This window comes from Halorientalis litorea, from assembly GCF_023028225.1.
Lineage (GTDB): Archaea > Halobacteriota > Halobacteria > Halobacteriales > Haloarculaceae > Halorientalis > Halorientalis litorea.
In genome coordinates, this window is record NZ_CP095482.1 from 528,152 (window position 1) to 544,925 (window position 16,774).

Annotated in this window: 19 protein-coding genes; 12 read left to right on the forward strand and 7 right to left on the reverse strand. The window is 68.3% G+C overall.

Features of this window, described 5'->3' with window-relative positions; genetic code table 11:
- The first annotated feature begins 6 nt into the window (after positions 1-6).
- The 3 genes from MUG95_RS02900 (at position 7) to MUG95_RS02910 (ending at position 3,539) form a co-directional block, all read left to right on the forward strand.
- Positions 7-480 (forward strand): pyridoxamine 5'-phosphate oxidase family protein, encoded by a 474-nt coding sequence (locus MUG95_RS02900; protein WP_247009575.1) that lies wholly within the window; start codon positions 7-9, stop codon positions 478-480.
- A 121-nt stretch (positions 481-601) separates the two neighbouring features.
- A complete protein-coding gene (locus MUG95_RS02905) occupies positions 602-1,864 on the forward strand; it encodes an MFS transporter (protein WP_247009576.1) in 1,263 nt (420 codons plus the stop codon).
- 133 nt (positions 1,865-1,997) lie between these two features.
- Positions 1,998-3,539 (forward strand): DUF6114 domain-containing protein, encoded by a 1,542-nt coding sequence (locus tag MUG95_RS02910; RefSeq protein WP_247009577.1) that lies wholly within the window; start codon positions 1,998-2,000, stop codon positions 3,537-3,539.
- On the opposite strand, the gene MUG95_RS02915 is transcribed toward MUG95_RS02910, so the two are convergent.
- Complete coding sequence (locus MUG95_RS02915; RefSeq protein WP_247009578.1) at positions 3,536-4,411, reverse strand: homoserine kinase; 876 nt, start codon at positions 4,409-4,411, stop codon at positions 3,536-3,538. The genes MUG95_RS02910 and MUG95_RS02915 overlap by 4 nt on opposite strands.
- Before the next feature lie 98 nt (positions 4,412-4,509).
- On the opposite strand from MUG95_RS02915, the gene MUG95_RS02920 reads away from it, so the two are divergent.
- On the forward strand, positions 4,510-4,827 hold the full coding sequence (locus MUG95_RS02920) for a thiamine-binding protein (protein ID WP_247009579.1): 318 nt from the start codon (positions 4,510-4,512) through the stop codon (positions 4,825-4,827).
- A gap of 9 nt (positions 4,828-4,836) precedes the next feature.
- Here the strand turns inward: MUG95_RS02920 and MUG95_RS02925 are convergent, their stop codons facing one another.
- On the reverse strand, positions 4,837-5,130 hold the full coding sequence (locus MUG95_RS02925; RefSeq protein ID WP_247009580.1) for a DUF7967 family protein: 294 nt from the start codon (positions 5,128-5,130) through the stop codon (positions 4,837-4,839).
- Positions 5,131-5,263: 133 nt separating this feature from the next.
- Here MUG95_RS02925 and mch point away from each other — a divergent pair, with 133 nt between their 5' ends.
- From mch to MUG95_RS02940, 3 genes are read left to right on the forward strand one after another with little or no spacing between them, the layout of a single operon-like run.
- On the forward strand, positions 5,264-6,196 hold the full coding sequence (gene mch / locus MUG95_RS02930; protein WP_247009581.1) for a methenyltetrahydromethanopterin cyclohydrolase: 933 nt from the start codon (positions 5,264-5,266) through the stop codon (positions 6,194-6,196).
- On the forward strand, positions 6,193-6,672 hold the full coding sequence (locus tag MUG95_RS02935) for a double winged helix-containing putative transcriptional regulator (RefSeq protein ID WP_247009582.1): 480 nt from the start codon (positions 6,193-6,195) through the stop codon (positions 6,670-6,672). The genes mch and MUG95_RS02935 overlap by 4 nt, the downstream gene beginning before the upstream one ends.
- A 58-nt stretch (positions 6,673-6,730) precedes the next feature.
- Positions 6,731-7,399: an HAD family hydrolase gene (locus tag MUG95_RS02940; protein ID WP_247009583.1), complete on the forward strand. Its 669-nt coding sequence runs from the start codon at positions 6,731-6,733 to the stop codon at positions 7,397-7,399.
- A 1-nt stretch (position 7,400) separates the two neighbouring features.
- Here MUG95_RS02940 and MUG95_RS02945 read toward each other — a convergent pair whose 3' ends face one another.
- Positions 7,401-9,035: a GTPBP1 family GTP-binding protein gene (locus tag MUG95_RS02945; RefSeq protein WP_247009584.1), complete on the reverse strand. Its 1,635-nt coding sequence runs from the start codon at positions 9,033-9,035 to the stop codon at positions 7,401-7,403.
- Positions 9,036-9,350: 315 nt separating this feature from the next.
- Between MUG95_RS02945 and MUG95_RS02950 the strand changes: the two genes are divergently transcribed.
- Positions 9,351-10,607 carry a multicopper oxidase domain-containing protein gene (locus MUG95_RS02950; RefSeq protein ID WP_372608190.1) on the forward strand — a complete coding sequence of 419 codons (1,257 nt, stop codon included), beginning with the start codon at positions 9,351-9,353 and terminating at the stop codon, positions 10,605-10,607.
- The gene (locus MUG95_RS02955; protein ID WP_247009586.1) at positions 10,608-11,858 is read left to right on the forward strand and encodes a ZIP family metal transporter; all 1,251 of its coding nucleotides are present in this window, start codon (positions 10,608-10,610) and stop codon (positions 11,856-11,858) included.
- Here MUG95_RS02955 and MUG95_RS02960 read toward each other — a convergent pair.
- Complete coding sequence (locus MUG95_RS02960) at positions 11,855-12,532, reverse strand: phosphoglycolate phosphatase (protein ID WP_247009587.1); 678 nt, start codon at positions 12,530-12,532, stop codon at positions 11,855-11,857. The genes MUG95_RS02955 and MUG95_RS02960 overlap by 4 nt on opposite strands.
- A gap of 99 nt (positions 12,533-12,631) precedes the next feature.
- On the opposite strand from MUG95_RS02960, the gene MUG95_RS02965 reads away from it, so the two are divergent.
- Positions 12,632-13,516: an MBL fold metallo-hydrolase gene (locus MUG95_RS02965; protein ID WP_247009588.1), complete on the forward strand. Its 885-nt coding sequence runs from the start codon at positions 12,632-12,634 to the stop codon at positions 13,514-13,516.
- On the opposite strand, the gene MUG95_RS02970 is transcribed toward MUG95_RS02965, so the two are convergent.
- Positions 13,513-14,085, reverse strand: a complete 573-nt coding sequence (locus MUG95_RS02970) for a J domain-containing protein (protein ID WP_247009589.1) — start codon at positions 14,083-14,085, stop codon at positions 13,513-13,515. The genes MUG95_RS02965 and MUG95_RS02970 overlap by 4 nt on opposite strands.
- Positions 14,086-14,165: 80 nt before the next feature.
- Here MUG95_RS02970 and MUG95_RS02975 point away from each other — a divergent pair, with 80 nt between their 5' ends.
- On the forward strand, positions 14,166-14,366 hold the full coding sequence (locus MUG95_RS02975; RefSeq protein WP_247009590.1) for a hypothetical protein: 201 nt from the start codon (positions 14,166-14,168) through the stop codon (positions 14,364-14,366).
- A gap of 8 nt (positions 14,367-14,374) precedes the next feature.
- On the opposite strand, the gene pyrF is transcribed toward MUG95_RS02975, so the two are convergent.
- Positions 14,375-15,226 carry an orotidine-5'-phosphate decarboxylase gene (gene pyrF, locus MUG95_RS02980; RefSeq protein WP_247009591.1) on the reverse strand — a complete coding sequence of 284 codons (852 nt, stop codon included), beginning with the start codon at positions 15,224-15,226 and terminating at the stop codon, positions 14,375-14,377.
- 39 nt (positions 15,227-15,265) lie between these two features.
- Positions 15,266-16,000, reverse strand: a complete 735-nt coding sequence (locus tag MUG95_RS02985; protein ID WP_247009592.1) for an SIMPL domain-containing protein — start codon at positions 15,998-16,000, stop codon at positions 15,266-15,268.
- Positions 16,001-16,107: 107 nt separating this feature from the next.
- Here MUG95_RS02985 and MUG95_RS02990 point away from each other — a divergent pair, with 107 nt between their 5' ends.
- A complete protein-coding gene (locus tag MUG95_RS02990; protein WP_247009593.1) occupies positions 16,108-16,761 on the forward strand; it encodes an HAD family hydrolase in 654 nt (217 codons plus the stop codon).
- Positions 16,762-16,774: the final 13 nt, after the last annotated feature.

The window sequence follows — 16,774 nt, forward strand, 5'->3', positions numbered from 1 at the left end:
GAAGGTATGTCCATCGAAGAACTCGAATCGACGGGGATAGAGCGGATGGACGGCGACGAGATAGACGGGTTCCTGTCGGGACAGCGCGTCGGCGTCCTCGGACTCCCGTCCGAGAACGGCCCGTACATGATTCCGCTGTCGTTCGGGTACGACGGCGAGTCGAGTCTGTACTTCGTGTACCTCCTCGGGGCGAACAGTCGCAAAGAGGAGTTGACCGAACGGGCCGAGACTGCGACGTTCCTCGTGTACGACGCCACGGCCAGTTTCATGTGGGAGAGCGCGCTCCTGTCGGGAACCGTCGAGGAAGTGCCGGAGTCGGAGTGGGACGAGTCCAACGAGGCACTGAAAACCGCGTGGCGGCCGGACGTGTTCGAGAGTGCCGCGCTGTCGCGGGGCGTCAAAGTGTACCGGTTCGAAATCGAGGACCGGACCGGACTCAAACACACCGGCCTCCCGCCGGCCCTCGAACCCGAGGAGTGACCGGCGACGGCGGGCACTCTCGCCGGTTGCGACGGGCGAGGACTGTCCCGAACGTTCGGGACAGAGACGTGTGCCAGTCGCGTGATTTAAGCGGTACCGACGGTTGCGAGACGACAACCACGTGGTTTCACTCGACTCCCTCCTCGGCGACGATGCCGCCGTCCTCGACGACCGGAATTTCCGACTGTTGCTATTGGCGAACATTCCCCCGGTCGTTGGGACGGCACTCCTGTCGCCGGTGCTGGATTCGCTCATCGAACCGTTCGGGACGACGGCGGCGAACGTCGGCCTGATGATTTCGCTGTTCACCGCGCCGGGCATCGTCATCGTCCCGGTAGCGGGTGTCCTCGCGGACCGGTACGGGCGCAAACCGATTCTCGTCACCGCGCTCCTGCTGTTCGGACTGACCGGGACTGCCATCGCGTTCACGACGGACTTCCGCGTCGCGCTCGGGTTGCGCCTCCTACAGGGCATCGGCTTCGCGGGTATCGTGCCGACGCTCATCACGAGCATCGGTGACCTGTACGCGGGGTCCCGGGAGGCGATGGCGCAGGGGCTTCGCTTTACCGTCTCCGGCCTGAGTCAGGCCGCGTTCCCGCTGCTCGCCGGGGTCCTGGTCGCGGCGGCGTGGCAGTACCCCTTCCTCTTGTACGCCGTGGCGTTCCCGATAGCGGCGTTCGTGTACGTCGGGTTCGACGAACCGACCGCGGTCGACTCGACGACGGAAGCGGCAGACGGCGGCACGGAGCAGTCGTACAGTCGCGCGCTGGTCGGACTAGTCCGGCGGCCACGCGTCCTCTCGCTCGTCGTGGGGCGAACGCTCCCCGTCGTCGTCTGGATTGCGTTTCTCACGTACAACTCCATCATCGTCGTCCAACTCATCGACGGGACGCCGGTACAGGCGGGTCTCCTCACGGCCGTCGGCAGCGTCTCCTTCGCGGCGGCGGCCAGTCAGGCCGGTCGCATCACCGGACTGTTCGCGTCACGGTTCTACCCCTTGCTCGGCGCGAACGCCTGCCTCGCCGTCGGACTGGCCGGCGTCCTGTTCGCTCCCGGTATCGTCGTCGCGAGCGTCGCCATCCTCGTCACCGGCGTCGGCTTCGGCCTCACGCTGTCGCTGTACCGGAGCATCATCACCGGCCTCGCCCCGCAGTCGCTCCGGGCTGGCCTCGTCAGTCTCGCGGAGGCGGGCGGCCGGGTGACGGCGACGCTCACGCCGATAGCGATGGGTGCAGTCATCGCCGTGGCCGCACCCGCGATCGGGTTCACACAGGCCGTCCAAGTCGCGGGGCTCGGAGCGGCCGCCGTCGGCGGTGGCGGCGGGGTTCTCTGTCTCGTGGTGGCGCGCCTCTCCTCGGCCGCGCCGGCGGAGCGTGCTGGTTGACGCGCTGTGGTCCGTCGACAGAACACTGCCGACATAAATCGCCGGCTAGTCCGTGCAGAACACTTTTGAGGCGGTTCGGTATACAGTGGGTAACACGGCCGCGCGTGTGGGGGCTCGCGGGGCGTTTGGAACTATGAGCGTACTCGAAACAGACACGTTTGGACGGAACGAACAGGTCGCGGCACTAGTCGGGGCCGTCGTCGGTGCCGTTCTGGGGGGTGCCTTCATCCACGGTATCGAGGGGTGGAACTCGATGCGGTACTTCGGGTGGCTCGTCGGGTCCCAGAGCATGGTCGTCGCATGGGGGGTGTGGTTCGGGATGACCCTGACGTTCGGGTCGCTGTTCGGCGTCTGGGTGGGGCGGTCGATAGAATCCCTCTCGAACACGGCCATCATGGTGTCGCGGGAGAGCGTCATCACCAAGAAGACGCTGGTGCCGTTGCTCCACAAGTCGCCGCTCACGGTGACTGCGACGGCGTCGGGTGCAATCTACGGGAACGTCATCGGGTTCGGGCTTTTCGCCTACCTCTTCCCGGCGTTCTTGCTGCTAAACAGCAACGTCCCGTTCGTCGAAATCCCGATTTTCCCGCTGGCTGATTTCGCCGTCATCTTCGGTATCGTGATATACAGTACCGTGATGGGGACGGTGTACGGCGTGCTCCACACGTCGCGGTCGTTCATCCCGGAGAACTGGCTGACGGTGTCGGGCGTCGCCCCGTACGGGGAGACGGCAGGCTATATCGGCATCGTCGCCGCCGGTATCGTGAGCGCGGTGTACATCCTCGTCAACGCCAACTGGCTGTTCCGCGGGTTGGCGTGGCTCGTCGGGTCACAGGGAACTTTCACGGGCGTCCTCGTGTGGCTCGTCGGGTGTGTGGCGTTGGGGACAGTGTTCGTCGCCGTCGTCTCCCGAATCATAGACGTCGCCTCGAAGCCCGTCGGGACGACGAAACTCGCACCGGCGGCCAAGAGTGTAGCTGGGACCGCGCTCGGTGTCGCGTACGGCGTCGCCCTCGGCGTCGTCGCCGTCGCCGGGACGGCCGTGTGGGACGCGTTCCCGCAAGTCGGCCTTCCGGGCGTCGTGGCGTTCACGACGTTCGGTGCCCTCACCGGCCTCTACACGGGGTTCACTCGGGAGACAATCGACCTCGACATCGAGGCACCCGACCTGCGCGACCTCCGGGAACCGGACGAGGAGCCAGCCCCGAGTCCGGCGTCCGAGTCGTCCGCGTCCGATGCCCCGTCGCCGACTACGAACCCGCTCGCGGACAAGAGTGGGCTCGCGGCGATGCGAGCGAAGCGGCCGCTCTCGGGGTCGGCCCTCCTGATTCTCTCCGGCGTGATGATAGCCGCCATTCCACTGTACCTGCAGACGATTCCGCTCACCGCCGGCATGGGGAACGCGGCACTCGGCATCGTCTGGGGCGCGATGGTCGCCGCTTGCGGACTGTTCGCGCTCCTGCGACCCGACCTCTCGACGCTCGCCGGCGTGACCGGCATCGCCATCTCGATTATCTCGCTGGTCGGTGCGTTCGGTGGGCTCGTCTTCGGGATGTTGGTCGGCATCGTCGGCGGCAACCTCTGTATCGCGTGGAGCGACCCGCTGGGTGGCGAAGACTCGACACCCGACACCCCGTTCGAGTGGACCGGGAGCGGAGAACGACAGCGGTACTAGAAGAGCGTCGCCCCGTCGCCGATGCTGGTCTGGTAAACTCGCGCGTCGACGCCGGACCGCTCGAAGGCGTCTATCATCGCCGTCCCGACATCCCGGCGGTCCGGTCGCTCGCAGGCCGCGATGACCGTCGGCCCGGCACCGCTTATCGTGACACCAGTCGCGCCCGCACCGAGTGCAGCCTCGCGGACCTCGTCGTACCCGTCGATGAGTTTCGCCCGGGCGGGAGTGACGACGGTGTCGTTCATTCCCTCGCCGACGAGGGACGGGTCGTCACGGTGCATCCCGGTGGTGAGCGTGGCCGCCCAGCCGACCGTCTCGACCAACTGCTCGACGCGGGCGGAGTCGGGGACGACCCGCCGCGCGTCCCGCGTCGAGACGACGATGTCCGGGAGGCAGGCGACCAGCGGAATGTCCGCGTCCACCTTCGAGACGCCGTGGTCGGTGGCGATGGTGAACCCACCCATGATGGACGGGGCGACGTTGTCGTCGTGGGCGTCGCCGGAGACGACGGCCTCACCCTCCGCGGCGATGGGAACCAACTCTTCCCGGGAGAGACCGCGGTCGTAGAGTTCGTTGAGACCGACGGCGGCCGCGGCGGCACTCGCGGCGGAAGAGCCCAGCCCCGAGGCCGGCCGGACCCCCTTATCGATTTGGATTCGCGCGGGGGCGTCGAGTGCCTCCGCGACGGCCCCGACGGTGTTCTTCTCGGGGTCCTCGGGGATGTACTGGCTCCCGACGCCGGTGAGTTCGATGGTGGTCTCGTCGGCCTTCTCGACGCGCACCACGTCCGCCGGGCGTTCGAGCGCGACGCCGAACACGTCGAACCCGCTACCGAGGTTCGCGCTCGTCGCCGGTGCCCGGACGGTCAGCATGCCCGTGCCTTCCCCGACTGGCGGCAAAAAGGTAGCGAACTACGAGTTTCCGTCGCCGGGACCGGGGGAATTTAGCCGCCCGTCACCTACCGTCCCTCATGACCGTCGTTGGATTCCTCAGCGTCGCACCGGTCCAGCAGGGGAGCATGGCCGAAGAGGTGGCGAACGCCGTCGCCGCTTTGGACGACTTCGACGTCGTCTACGAGACGACGCCGATGGGCACGACAATCGAGGCGGCCGACGCCGCCACTCTGTTCGACGCCGCGCGGGCCGCCCACGAGGCGGTCGACGGGGACCGCGTGAGTACATTCCTGAAGGTCGACGACAAGCGGACGCGGGAGGTTTCGGCGAGCGAGAAAGTCGCCGCCGTCGAGCGTGAACTCGGTCACCCGGCCACGAGCGAGCGCGAGGGGTAGCCGGGCCACTCACACGCTGTCGTCCGGGTCGTGGCGGTCCCGCATCCGGTCGGCTTCGGCCGCGTACCGCTCGCGTCGCTCGGCGTCCTCGACCGGCGCGAGGTCGGAGACTGCCGCGTCGAGTGCGGCAGTCACGTCCGGGGCCGACCCCCCGAAGCGGTTGAACGCGCGCTCTTTCCGGAGGTACTGCTCCCCGTCCGGCGTCGCGTAGACGATGACGAGGATTTGAGGCGAGTCCGCGGAGAACGTTCGCTCGACCATCCACACCCGCGTCGTGTCACCGGTCGTCGCTGTGTGGGCCATAGTCGGAGGTACGCGAGTGGGCACCTCAAGGGTCGTGCCGGTTCTCATCCGGCGAGAATCGTCCGGCACCGGCGGCGTCTCGCCGTCGGGATAGGAGGCCCAAGTCTAAAAGGAGGCGAGTCGAAGCGGGGGTATGGAGAGTCTCAACCGGATGGCGACGGACCTCGTCGACGAGGCCATCGACTTCGCCGACGAACTGAACGTCGCGGTCCGACCGCTCGAATCCGAAGCGATAGTGCTTGACTTCGGCGTCGACGGCCCCGGCGGCATCGAGGCCGGATTGCTCCTGACGGAGATACAGACCGCTGGTCTCTCGACTGTCAGCACGACGCTCGAATCAGTCGCCAGCGCGCCGCTGACCCACGTCGAACTGTCGACCGACCACCCCGCGCTGGCCCTGCTCTGTTCACAGAAGGCCGGGTGGGAGGTCACCGCCGGGGAGTTCGAGGGACTCGGCAGCGGCCCGGCCCGCGCGCTGGTCGCCGCCGAGGAGATATACCAGCGCGTCGGCTACCGCGACGAGTTCGACTTCGCCGTCCTCGCCGTCGAGACGGACACTGTCCCGGACGCGAGCGTGGTCGAACAGGTCGCCGAGATGGCGGACGTACCCGAGAGCGGCGTCTTCCTGCCCGCGTTCTCGGCCGCGAGCATCACCGGCAGCGTCCAGACGGCCGCACGGGCCGCGGAACTCGCGGTGTTCCGGCTCTCGGAACTGGGCTACGACCCGCTCGACGTCCTCTCGGCCACCGGGAGCGCGCCCGTCGCGCCCGTCGGCGCGGACGAACAGGAGGCCATCGCCCGAACCAACGACGCGCTGGCCTACGGCGGCCGCGTTCACCTCGTCGTCGACGAACCGTTCGACCGCTTCGACGAGGTGCCGTCGACGGCGACGGACGAGTACGGGACGCCCTTCGCGGACATCTTCGCCGAGGCCGACTGGGACTTCTACGAGGTGCCCGAGACGCTGTTCGCCCCCGCACAGGTGACCGTCGACGTCGTCGGCGGCCCGACGGAGGTGTACGGCGAGGTGAACCACGACTTGCTCGCCGAGAGCTTCGGCCTGTGAAGTACAAGGTGGCCCCCGAACCGGTCGCGCTCGCGGTTTTGCGGGACGCACACGCGGCCGTTCCGCTGGTGCCGGAGTCCACCGACGACTGCTGTGCGCGCATCGTCGACCGCACCGACGTGGCCACTCGCGCGGACGCCGACGCGTGGCTCCCGTTCCTCGACGCGCTGGGTCTCGCGACGCGGACCGACCGGGGCTACCGGCGCGAGCGACGCGAGGTGGACCCCGACGCGCTGGCGGCCCCGTTCCGTGACAACGTGTTCGGCGTCGCGGCGGTACTCGACGCGCTCGCGGACGCCGACGGTCCGCTCTCGGCGGCGGAGACCTTCGAGCGCGTCCGTGAGGTGGTACCAACGTGGGAACGCAACCGGCACGCAGACTGGGAGGGGACGTGGACCGTGCGCGTTGCCCGCTTGCTCGACTGGGCGGTGGTGTTCGGCCTCGCGACGCGGACGGGGGAGGGCTACACTGCGTGACCGAGCGTGGGGCACCGCCGCACAACGCTTTACACCATCGGCTGCAAAGGCCGAATCGATGAACTCGGTCGAGGCGGTGACACTAGACCTCGACGGGACGCTCTGTGAGTACCGCGAGTCGTCGGCGGAACTGTTAGCGCGGTCGTTCGACCAGTTGGGGGTCGAACCGTTCTTCACCGCGGAGGAGTACCGCCAGCAACTGTACGTGCAGGTAATTACTGACGAGACGAAAGCCGAGCGACGGGAGGAGGCGTTCACCACCCTCGCCGAGCGTGCGGACCGTGACCCGAAACTCGGTCGGCAACTCGCGACCGTCTACGCCTCGATGCGTGACCACGGGGACGTGACGCCGCTCCCCGGTGCCGTGGACGCGGTCGAGTACCTCCGTGACCGCTACGCCCTCGGCCTCGTCACCAACGGCGGCCCCGAGACACAGGACCCGAAGCTCTCGACGCTGGGCATCGCGGACGCCTTCGACGAAGTGGTCTACGGCGGCTACGATACGGCTCCAAAGCCCGAACCCGCACCGTTCCACGAGGCCATCCGCGCCCTCGATGCCCGCCCACGCCGGGTTATCCACGTGGGAAACTCCGTCGAGTCGGACGTGTGGGGTGCCGATGCCGCCGGTATCGGAGCCGCCCTCGTCTCGGACGAGAACCAGCACATGACCGCGCCGGACTACCTCCTCGGGTCGCTCGGAGAGTTGACGCCGCCGCCGTGGGAGTGATTCACTCGGGCGTCACGTCGGTGACGGTGCCGACGCCCTTCGAACTCCCCTCGCGGAAGACGAACTTCTGTCCGTCCTCGATGTGGTAGGGGCGGAACTTGAACCGGACCCGGGCGCGGCCGGTATCGCCGGGCAGGAGTTGGCCCCCCTCCGGGTAGAACGCGGCCGCCTCGCTGACTGTTTCGAGGTGGACGACCGGTTCGTAGCCGTTGCCGATGCGGGTGGGGTGGTTCAGCACCATCACTTCGGCCTCGAACTCCCGGACGGGGTCCGGGTCGGCGTCCCGCGGGAGGAGGACCATCCCGCGCTCGATGTCGACTTCGGCGACGCCTTTCAGCGCGATGCCGACGATGCGTCCGGCCTCCGCCTCGTCCACGCGGTGGTAGTGCATCTCGATGGAGCGGACCTCCACCTCGCGGAACGACCCGTCCTGCATCGGCCCCAACAGCAGGTCGTCACCGGCCTCGACCGTCCCGGAGCGGACCGTCCCGGACGCGACGGCACCGACGCCCGTGACGTTGTACGTCCGGTCGACGTACATGCAGAAGTCCTCGTCCCGCCGGTCGGCCCCGGCCGTCTTGGGCAGGTGCTCGAACAGTTCGTCCAGTTCGTCCAGCCCCGTCGTCGTCACCGCGCTCGTGGTCAACACGGGAACGACCGTCTCGTTTATTTCCTCTATCGCCGCGTCGACGCCGTGGCGGTCGACGCGGAGCGGCGTCTTGTCCACTTCGCGGAGCAGGCGTTCGACTTCGCGTTCGACCTCCCGAACCCGGTCCTCGTCTACGAGGTCGACCTTGGTGATGGCGACGATGGTCGGTAGGTCGGTGGCGAGCAGGATGCCCAAGTGTTCGCGGGTGGTCTTCGTCGGGCCGTCGTCGGCCGCGACGGTGAGCAGGCCGTAGTCGAGTTTCTGCCCGACGAGGCCCCGAATCGTGGTGCGGAGCCACGGTTCGTGGCCCACCGTGTCGACGAAGGAGACGAGACGGTCGCCCTCCTCCACGACGCGAGCACGGTCGTCCTTGCGATGTGGGTTGTCCATCCGAACCGGGCCGTCCTCGTCGAAGCCGTAGACGCCGTACGAGAGGTCCGCCGACAGGCCACGCTCGACTTCGTGTGGCTGAACGTCGAGGAACGACCGCGTACCCCCTTCGCCGTCGTCGGCCTCGCCGGTCACGAGCGACCCGACGAGCGTGGACTTCCCGTGGTCGACGTGGCCCGCCGTGCCGACGACGATGTGTTCGTCGTCCTCCATGACCGAGCCTTCGCGGACGGTGGCGACGCCGACGATGCCGCTCGTCTCGCCGTTCCCGTCGGCCCCCACGCCGTCCACGCCCCACGTCTCTACCTCCTCGATGTGCGCGCCGGCCTCCTCGGCCAGAAGCGAGAGGACATCCATCGACTCGGAGAAGTCGTCGGGGTCGATGCCCGCGATGCCGCCGTCGTCGGTGACGCCGACGACGTAGGTGGCCTCGCCGTCACCCGAGAGGACCCGGTGGCGAAGTTGGGCGGCCAGACTCTCGAAGCGGCCGTCCCGTGCGTGCAGACTCTCGGTGAGCCGTTCCTTGAACTCGACGCTGCCGCCCTCCTCCTCGCCGCGCTCGATGGCGCGTTCGAGGACGGCCCGGTCGGGGCTCATGCCTCCCGGTTACGGTGGCGCGTACAAAAGCCTTCCCCGCCCCGTCGGCCGAAAACTACGGATTGCAGGCGTGTACTACCTCGTATCACGACTGTGTGCTATTGTCACGTCCGGATGTTGGTCGCATTTCTCTTTATGCCGAACCGCTTTTTCTCGGTATTCGAAGTCTTTAATTAGACGTGTCTAATCCACTCCGTATGGACCGACAGGGAACCGACGATAGTGCGACTGACAGACGGCACGGGCCGGTACGGCTGGTCGGGGGCGGTCCCCGGCGGCGGTCGGTGGCTCGTCGACACGCGGGGTGGCGGTGAGATGGGACGTATCGACTACGAACGGGCGGCGGCGGTGACCGACGGCCTGCAGTCACGGCTCGTCGACGCAGTTCGGGACGACGCGGCCGTCAGCAGACGCGGGGTCCTCGGTGGCCTTGGCCTCGCGGGGGCCGCCCTCGTTGGGGCATCGGGGACTGGGACCGCATCCGGTGGCCACGACGACGACGAACACGGCAACTTCGGAGCCAGCGGGGAGTACAGCGGGTCGACGTTCGACCCCCACGAGTTCCTCCGGCAGTTCAACACGGGTTACGACGGGCAGGAGTCCGTCCCACAGCGCGTCGTCGAGACTGACGGCCAGCGGATACGGGAGTACGAGTTCAGCGTCAGCCGGACCACCGTGGAAGTCGCGCCGGGCATCGAGTTCCCGGTGTGGGCCTACAACGGCCAAGTGCCGGGTCCGACCATCCGGGTGACCGAAGGGGACATCATTCGCATCGAACTCACGAACGGCAACCGGCACGGCCACACCATCCATCCACACGTCAAGAACGTGAACCCACGGATGGACGGCATCCCGCAGAACGGCCCCGGCCTGATAGAGACGGGCGAGACGTTCACCTACGAGTGGCAGGCCGAACCGATGGGCTGTCACCTGTATCACTGCCACGCGCTCCCGCTGAAAGAACACATCCACCGCGGGATGTACGGGACGGTCATCGTCGACCCGGACCCCGAACGCGTCCGTGAACAGCCGTCGGACTACTGTGGGTTCCACCCCTCACAGATTACGCCGGAGCTCCGTGCGGAACTGGTCGCTCGCGCGAAGTCGCGCAACCACGAGTACGAGGAGAACGACGCGGTGCAGGAACTCGTCATGGTGATGAACGGGTTCGACACGAACTTCGACGGCGACAACGAAGTCTACGCCGCGAACACCCGTGCGTTCGCCTACGGGGTCGGCGAAACCGACGGCGACGGCAACTGGGCACCCGGCGAGACGAAACGGCCAGTCCAGATAGACCGCGAGCGGCCGGTCCGCGTCTACCTCGTCAACACCATCGAGTTCGACCCCATCAATTCGTTCCACACACACTCGCAGTTCTTCGACTACTACGACCACGGGACGACACTGCTGCCGACCCACGAAACCGTCGACACCGTGATGCAGTGTCAGGCACAGCGCGGCATCCTCGAACTGGACTACAGCGACCACGACCCGGGCCTGTACATGTTCCACGCCCACCAGTCGGAGTTCGCCGAACTGGGCTGGATGAGCTTCTTCGAGGTGGTCTGAATGGCCGAACAGAGCCCCGATACCGACGCGAGCGACCGGAGAGCACCCGACGCCCGCACAGACGGCGGGACGGCTACCGAACGCGCGCCGTTCGGCATTCCCCGGTGGCTGGGAGCAGCCCTGCCGCTTTTGTTGCTCGCGCTGGTCCTCGTCGGCCTGTTCGCGCTCTCGCCGTTCGCCGGTCTTTCGACGGGTGGAGCACCGCCCGACGTAACCGTCAGCCACGCGACGCTCCCGGACGACGGGACGGTAATCTTACACGTCGTCAACAACGGACCGGAGCCGGTCCGGGTGGAGCAGGTCCTCGTGAACGACGCCTACTGGTCGTTCTCGGTCACTGATGGCGGTGCGAACCCCCGGACGCTCCAACCGATGGAGTCCTCGCGCGTCGTCGTCCCGTACCACTGGACGCCGGGGTGGGACATCGAGACAGCCCTCGTCCTCGCCGACGGCGCGACGGTCCACCACGGCATCGTCGCACCCCAGCCGTCGCCGGGCGTCACCGGCGGGACGCTGTGGACGCTCGCGCTCGTCGGCGTCTTCGTCGGCGTGATTCCCGTCCTGCTCGGGATGCTCTGGTTCCCGTTCATGCGTGGCCTCTCCGACCGATGGATACACGCCGCGCTGACCTTCGCCTCGGGCGTGCTCGCTTTCTTGGCATTCGATGCCGGGTTCGAAGCCCTCGAATTGGCCGAGGCGGTTCCCGGTGCCTTCGAAGGCAATCTACTCGTGGTGCTGGGCGTCGTCGGCGCGTTCCTGCTGGTCCAAGCCGTCTCGGCGTGGAGCGGCGGTGAGCGACAGTCGCCGCTTGCACTCGCGTACCTCGTCGCCCTCGGTATCGGACTCCACAATCTCGCGGAAGGGCTCGCCATCGGGAGCGCGTTCGCGCTCGGACACGTCTCGCTCGGAGCCTTCCTCGTCGTCGGGTTCATAGTTCACAACGTCACCGAGGGGCCAGCCGTCGTGGCACCCGTGGCCCGCGGCGAGCGTCCCGCACTCCGTCACTTCCTCGCGATGGGTCTGCTGGCCGGCGGACCCGTCGTTCTCGGGGGGTGGGTGGGCGGGTTCGCCTTCTCGCCGACGCTCGGGGCACTCTTCCTCGCAGTGGGCGTGGGTGCAATCCTGCAGGTCACCGTCGAGATAGCCGGGATGATACGCCGGCAGGGGCGTCTCGGCACGGCGACGAACCTCCTCGCCGCGCTCAGTGGGTTCGCCCTGATGTACGCGACCGACTTGCTGGTCGTCCTTTAGACGTCCTGGAGTCCCTCGACGGCTTCGAGGAACCCGTCGCCGTAGCTCCCGTCAGTCACCTCGTCGGCCGCGGCGCGTGCGGCGTCGTCGGCGTTCGCCACGGCGATGGCCCGGCCGGCCACCTCGAACGTGGACACGTCGTTTTCGGAATCCCCGATGGCGACGAACGCGGCCGGGTCGAGGTCGAGTTCGTCGGCGACGAGTTCGAGGCCCTGCCCCTTGCTCACGTCGGGCGGTTTGACGTGGTAGGCGAACCCCGTGTCGACGACTTCGAGGCCGTGGTCGGCGGCGATGGTCTCCAAGGGGGCGAGCGGTGACTCGCGGCTGACCGCCAGTTCCGTCTCGCGCCAGCGGTTCACGAAGTCCACCGCCCCCCATCCGAGGTCGTGTCCCACGTCCCGGTACGCCTCGGCCACCGTGGCGACGGCCTCGGGGTCGCCGGCGTAGGTTATCTCGTCGGTCGCCTCCACGTAGACGACGCCGCCGTTCTCCGCGATGACCGCCGGAGAGAGTGCGAGGAACTCACAGAGCGCGACGGGGTAGGCGAAGGACTTCCCCGTGGCGAACACCAGCGGCGCGTCCCACTCCCGCAGGGCTGGTATCACCTGCGGGTCGAGGCCTCGGTTCGGGCCGGTGAGCGTCCCGTCGATGTCGACGGCCAGCGGCGGCGTCACGGGTCCACCGCCGGGACAGTTCTCGTGCGGTCGGTCGTGAGTCTCATATCGGTCACTGAATCGCCCACAGCATAAGTGACCGCGGTCCGAGGGTCGGACATGGACGACGCCCACCCCGTGCCGGTCACGGACTGCCCGGACACGTATCTCGTCGACAACCGCCTCTTCGGGATGGAGAACGCACTGGCCACGTACGTCCTCGACGCCGACCGACCCGCGATTCTCGACGCCGGCACCGTCTCCGGGGCCGAACGCATCCTCGACGCGTTGGCGGTCCTCGACATCGACCCCGGCGATGTCGGGTCTATCGTCGTCAGTCACGTCCACCTCGACCACGCCGCCGGCGCGGGCCGACTGCTCGCGGCCTGTGAGAACGCCGAAGTACTCGTCCACGAGCGCGGCTATCCCTACCTCACGGACCCAGAGCGACTAGACCGCCTCGTGGAGAGCGTCGAGGCGGCCATCGGGATGGATGCCCCCTACGGCGACCCGGACCGCGTGCCCGAAGCGCGGTGTCGCGCGCTCTCGGACGGCGACCGGTTGGATTTCGGCAACCGGGTGCTGGACGTGTACGACGCCCCCGGCCACGCGCCCCACCACTTCGTCGGGTTCGACCCCGACAGCGGCATGCTGTTCGGTGCCGACGCCGTGGGCGCGTTCGACCCCGAAGGGGAGGGCGTCGTTCCGACGACGCCGCCCCCGAGTTTCGACCTCGAAGCGAACCTCGCAACCGTCGAGCGACTACGCGAACTTGGCCCGGAGCGGACGCTGTACAGTCACTTCGGACCCGGGAAACGCGGTGAAGCGGTCGCCGAACTGGACGCCTACGCCGAGATGCTTCCAGCGTGGGTCGATGCGGTCCGGGACGCCCGCGAGCGTGTCGGTGACGACCTGAACGCGATGCTCGACGTTCTCCGCCCCGAGTGGGACAGTCCGACCGTCCGCCGGGACGTGGTCGGCGTCCTCCGGTACCTCGACGGCTAGGTCAGCCGTTCGTACGCTCGATTGACCCGCTTGAATTCTTCCTCGTCGCCGTCCTCCGTGTCGGGGTGAACCTCCTTGACTTTCTCGCGGTAGGCGCGCTTGACGCGCTCCTCGTCCGCGCCGGGTTCGACGCCGAGCAGTCGGTACGCCTCCCGTTCGCTCGGCCCCTCGGTCGTCGAGGGCGCGGTGCGTCGTTGCCGCTGTCGCCCCTGTCGCCCGCCGTTGGTCCGCGTGCTTCGTCGCCCACGGCCCTGACCGCCCGGGGGCGTCCAGTCCTCCCGGGGTCCGGCCCCGAAGCCGCCGGTTTCGCGCGTCGCACCCCCTGTCCCGCCGGTGCGTCTCGTGCGAGTGCGCGCGCTCCGCCCGTCGGCCGCCTGCTGTTCGACGGACCGGTAGACGCGGGCCGCGAGGCGGCCGCTCGCCTGATACCACATGAAGTACGCGGCGGCACCGAGTGCCAGCGCGATGGCGAGGATGGCGAGGTTGTAGACGACAGCGAGAACGGCGAGGACGCCTGCCGAGACCGCGAGGGCAACTGCAATCCCCGAAATGAGCCGCTCGTGATGCACACCCTTGGATACGGGTGCGACGACTGTAAGCCTCCCGCTCGTGGGGTAGGTTCAAACCGCTGGCCGTGCTAGCTCCCCACATGAGTGTCTCCGGCAGCTGTGAAATCTGTGTTACCGGGGAAGTGAGGCACACCTGCCGGCGGTGTGGGAAACTCGTCTGCTCGAAACACTTCGACGAGGAGACGGGCCTCTGCGTGGAGTGTCTGTCCGAAGTCGACGGCAGCCGTGACCGCACCACGGGGGAGGACCCACCCGACGGCGTGGACACGTACCGGTTCTGAGAGCGTCGCTACCGGTACTGGTTCAGTCGCTTCTTCAGCCGCTTGGCTGCCTCGCCCGACGCCTTGTGGAAGTTTTCACCCATGCCTCGCGGGTCACTCCGCTCCCCGCTCGCCTGTCCCGAGGCACTCCGTGCCTCGCCTTCCCCGGCGAAGATGATGCCCCGCGAGGAGTTGACGAGGCCGACCCCGTCGGCGAGTCCGTACTCGACGGCGGCCTCGGCGTCGCCGCCCTGCGCGCCGACGCCCGGCACGAGGAAGGGGATGTCGGGCACGATGTCGCGAATCTCGGCGAGTTCCTCGGGGTTGGTCGCGCCGACGACGAGGCCGACGTTGCCGTTGCGGTTCCACGTGTCCGCGAGGGCCGCGACGCGTTCGTAGACGGGTTCGCCCGAGGCGAGTTCGAGGTTCTGGAGGTCCGCGCCGCCGGGGTTGGAGGTGCGACAGAGGACGAACACGCCCGCGTCGGTGCGGTCGAGGAACGGTTCCAGCGAGTCACGGCCCATGAACGGGTTGACCGTGATGGCGTCGGCGGTGTCGAGCAGGTCGGCGTACTGGCGTGCGGTGTTGCCGATGTCGCCCCGCTTTGCGTCCAACAGGACTGGCACGTCCTTGCCGTGGGCGTAGGCGATCGTCTCTGCCAGTGCCCGCCAGCCGTCGGCGTCCTCGTAGAAGGCCGCGTTGGGCTTGTAACAGGCGGCGTGTTCGTGCGTCGCGTCGACGATGCGGCGGTTGAACGCCCACCGGGGCAGGTCGTGGTCGAGCAAGTGCTCGGGGAGACGGTCCACGTCGGGGTCCAGTCCCACGGAGACCACGCTGTCGACCGCCGCGATGCGGTCGGCGAGGTCGTCGAAGAACGTCATTACCGGCCGATGCGCCGGCACCCACTACAAGATTCCCATTCAGCCGGTGGCGTTGTAGACGACGGTGACGCTGGCCGAGACGGACACGTCGCCGGACTCGATGGCCGTCCCGCCGTCGGCACTCTCGGCCGCCGCAACGTCGAGGGCGAACGGCCGGACGCGACTGCTCGTGGCGTCCACGCTGGCGACGCCGGTGACGCGGAGGTCACTCGCGTCGGCGATGGTGTCGGCCTGCCGTTCGGCGTCCGCCATCGCGCTCGTCAGTGCCTCGTCGCGCAGTTCGTCACGGCTCTCCGCCGAGAGGGTAAACCGGACGGTCTGTATCTCCGCGCCCGCGCCGGCGGCCGCGTCCACGACGGCCCCCGTGTCGTCGGTGTCGGCGAGTTCCACCTCGAAGGCGTGGACGCCGCGGTACTGCGCGTCGGGTTCAGCGTCCGGACGGCGCGGGCGGTTCTCGCGGATGTTGTACTCGCCGGTCGTCACCTGACTGTCGGGAACGCCCGCCTCTTCGAGGGCCGAGCGGAGACGTTCGGCACCGGTGGCGAGGTCGTCGCGGATGGCCGCCGGGTCGTCACCCTCGACGACGACGGCGGCGACGACGACGGCGCGGTCCGGGGCCGCGCTGGCACTCCCGTCCCCGGAGACGGTGACCGTCCGGTCGCCCGCGTGTTGGGCTGTTTGTCCGCTCGAACCAGTCGTCAGCACCGCGCCCGCCGTCCCCGCCGCCAGGAGGGCGACGACGACAGCGGCCACCAAGACGTTGCGGTATCGCATGGCAGGTGGAGAGACGACGCTGGTGAACGTAACCTCGCCGGTGACTCAAACACCGGTTTGACACAACGGGGAAGACTCAAATCCCGCCGGCCGCTACGCCGGGAATAATGGAGTCGGCGTTGGCCGCAGTGGTGTTCGACCTCGACGACACGTTGGCCGTCACGGACCGCCACAGACAGCGACTCCTCGACGATGCGACGGCACGCGTCGGGACGGCCGACGTGGACCGCGCCGTCTATCTCGACACGCACGGGGCCGTAGAGGCGACGGAGACCCGTGCCCCCATCTTCGAGCGACTCGTCGCCGACGAGGCGGCGGCGGCCGTCGCCGCGGCCTACCGCGAGGCAGTCGGCGAGGCACTTCGGCCCGTTCCCGGTGCGGCCGAGTTGGTCCGACGCCTCCGAGACTCCTACCGGGTCGGCCTGCTCACCGACGGACCGCTGGCCGCACAGCGTGACAAACTCGACCGCCTCGGCTGGACGACCCTGTTCGATACCGTCGTCATCACCGGCGAACTGCCGGCCGGAAAACCCGATTCTGGCGCGTTCGAGCGCGTCTGTGCCGACCTGAACGTCGACCCGGCGCGGGCGGCCTACGTCGGTGACCGCCCGGAAGTCGACATCGCGGGCGCGGCGGCGGCCGGCCTCCGACCCGTGCAGGTAACCTACCCCGACGGCCCGTCCCCCCATCCGGCCGCGGCGGCGACCGTCGAGCGTGCGGAGATAGCCGAGCGACTGCCCGACGTTCTCGCGTCTGTCTGAGGCGGGGCAGCCG

What these genes read in the sequence shown, in the direction of transcription:
- MUG95_RS02900 (WP_247009575.1), top strand. Translation starts at nt 7, where the DNA reads ATGTCCATCGAAGAACTCGAATCGACGGGGATAGAGCGGATGGACGGC.
- MUG95_RS02910 (WP_247009577.1), top strand. Translation starts at nt 1,998, where the DNA reads ATGAGCGTACTCGAAACAGACACGTTTGGACGGAACGAACAGGTCGCG.
- MUG95_RS02915 (WP_247009578.1), bottom strand. Translation starts at nt 4,411, where the DNA reads ATGCTGACCGTCCGGGCACCGGCGACGAGCGCGAACCTCGGTAGCGGG.
- MUG95_RS02920 (WP_247009579.1), top strand. Translation starts at nt 4,510, where the DNA reads ATGACCGTCGTTGGATTCCTCAGCGTCGCACCGGTCCAGCAGGGGAGC.
- MUG95_RS02925 (WP_247009580.1), bottom strand. Translation starts at nt 5,130, where the DNA reads ATGGCCCACACAGCGACGACCGGTGACACGACGCGGGTGTGGATGGTC.
- mch (WP_247009581.1), top strand. Translation starts at nt 5,264, where the DNA reads ATGGAGAGTCTCAACCGGATGGCGACGGACCTCGTCGACGAGGCCATC.
- MUG95_RS02940 (WP_247009583.1), top strand. Translation starts at nt 6,731, where the DNA reads ATGAACTCGGTCGAGGCGGTGACACTAGACCTCGACGGGACGCTCTGT.
- MUG95_RS02945 (WP_247009584.1), bottom strand. Translation starts at nt 9,035, where the DNA reads ATGAGCCCCGACCGGGCCGTCCTCGAACGCGCCATCGAGCGCGGCGAG.
- MUG95_RS02950 (WP_372608190.1), top strand. Translation starts at nt 9,351, where the DNA reads ATGGGACGTATCGACTACGAACGGGCGGCGGCGGTGACCGACGGCCTG.
- MUG95_RS02955 (WP_247009586.1), top strand. Translation starts at nt 10,608, where the DNA reads ATGGCCGAACAGAGCCCCGATACCGACGCGAGCGACCGGAGAGCACCC.
- MUG95_RS02965 (WP_247009588.1), top strand. Translation starts at nt 12,632, where the DNA reads ATGGACGACGCCCACCCCGTGCCGGTCACGGACTGCCCGGACACGTAT.
- MUG95_RS02975 (WP_247009590.1), top strand. Translation starts at nt 14,166, where the DNA reads ATGAGTGTCTCCGGCAGCTGTGAAATCTGTGTTACCGGGGAAGTGAGG.
- pyrF (WP_247009591.1), bottom strand. Translation starts at nt 15,226, where the DNA reads ATGACGTTCTTCGACGACCTCGCCGACCGCATCGCGGCGGTCGACAGC.
- MUG95_RS02985 (WP_247009592.1), bottom strand. Translation starts at nt 16,000, where the DNA reads ATGCGATACCGCAACGTCTTGGTGGCCGCTGTCGTCGTCGCCCTCCTG.
- MUG95_RS02990 (WP_247009593.1), top strand. Translation starts at nt 16,108, where the DNA reads ATGGAGTCGGCGTTGGCCGCAGTGGTGTTCGACCTCGACGACACGTTG.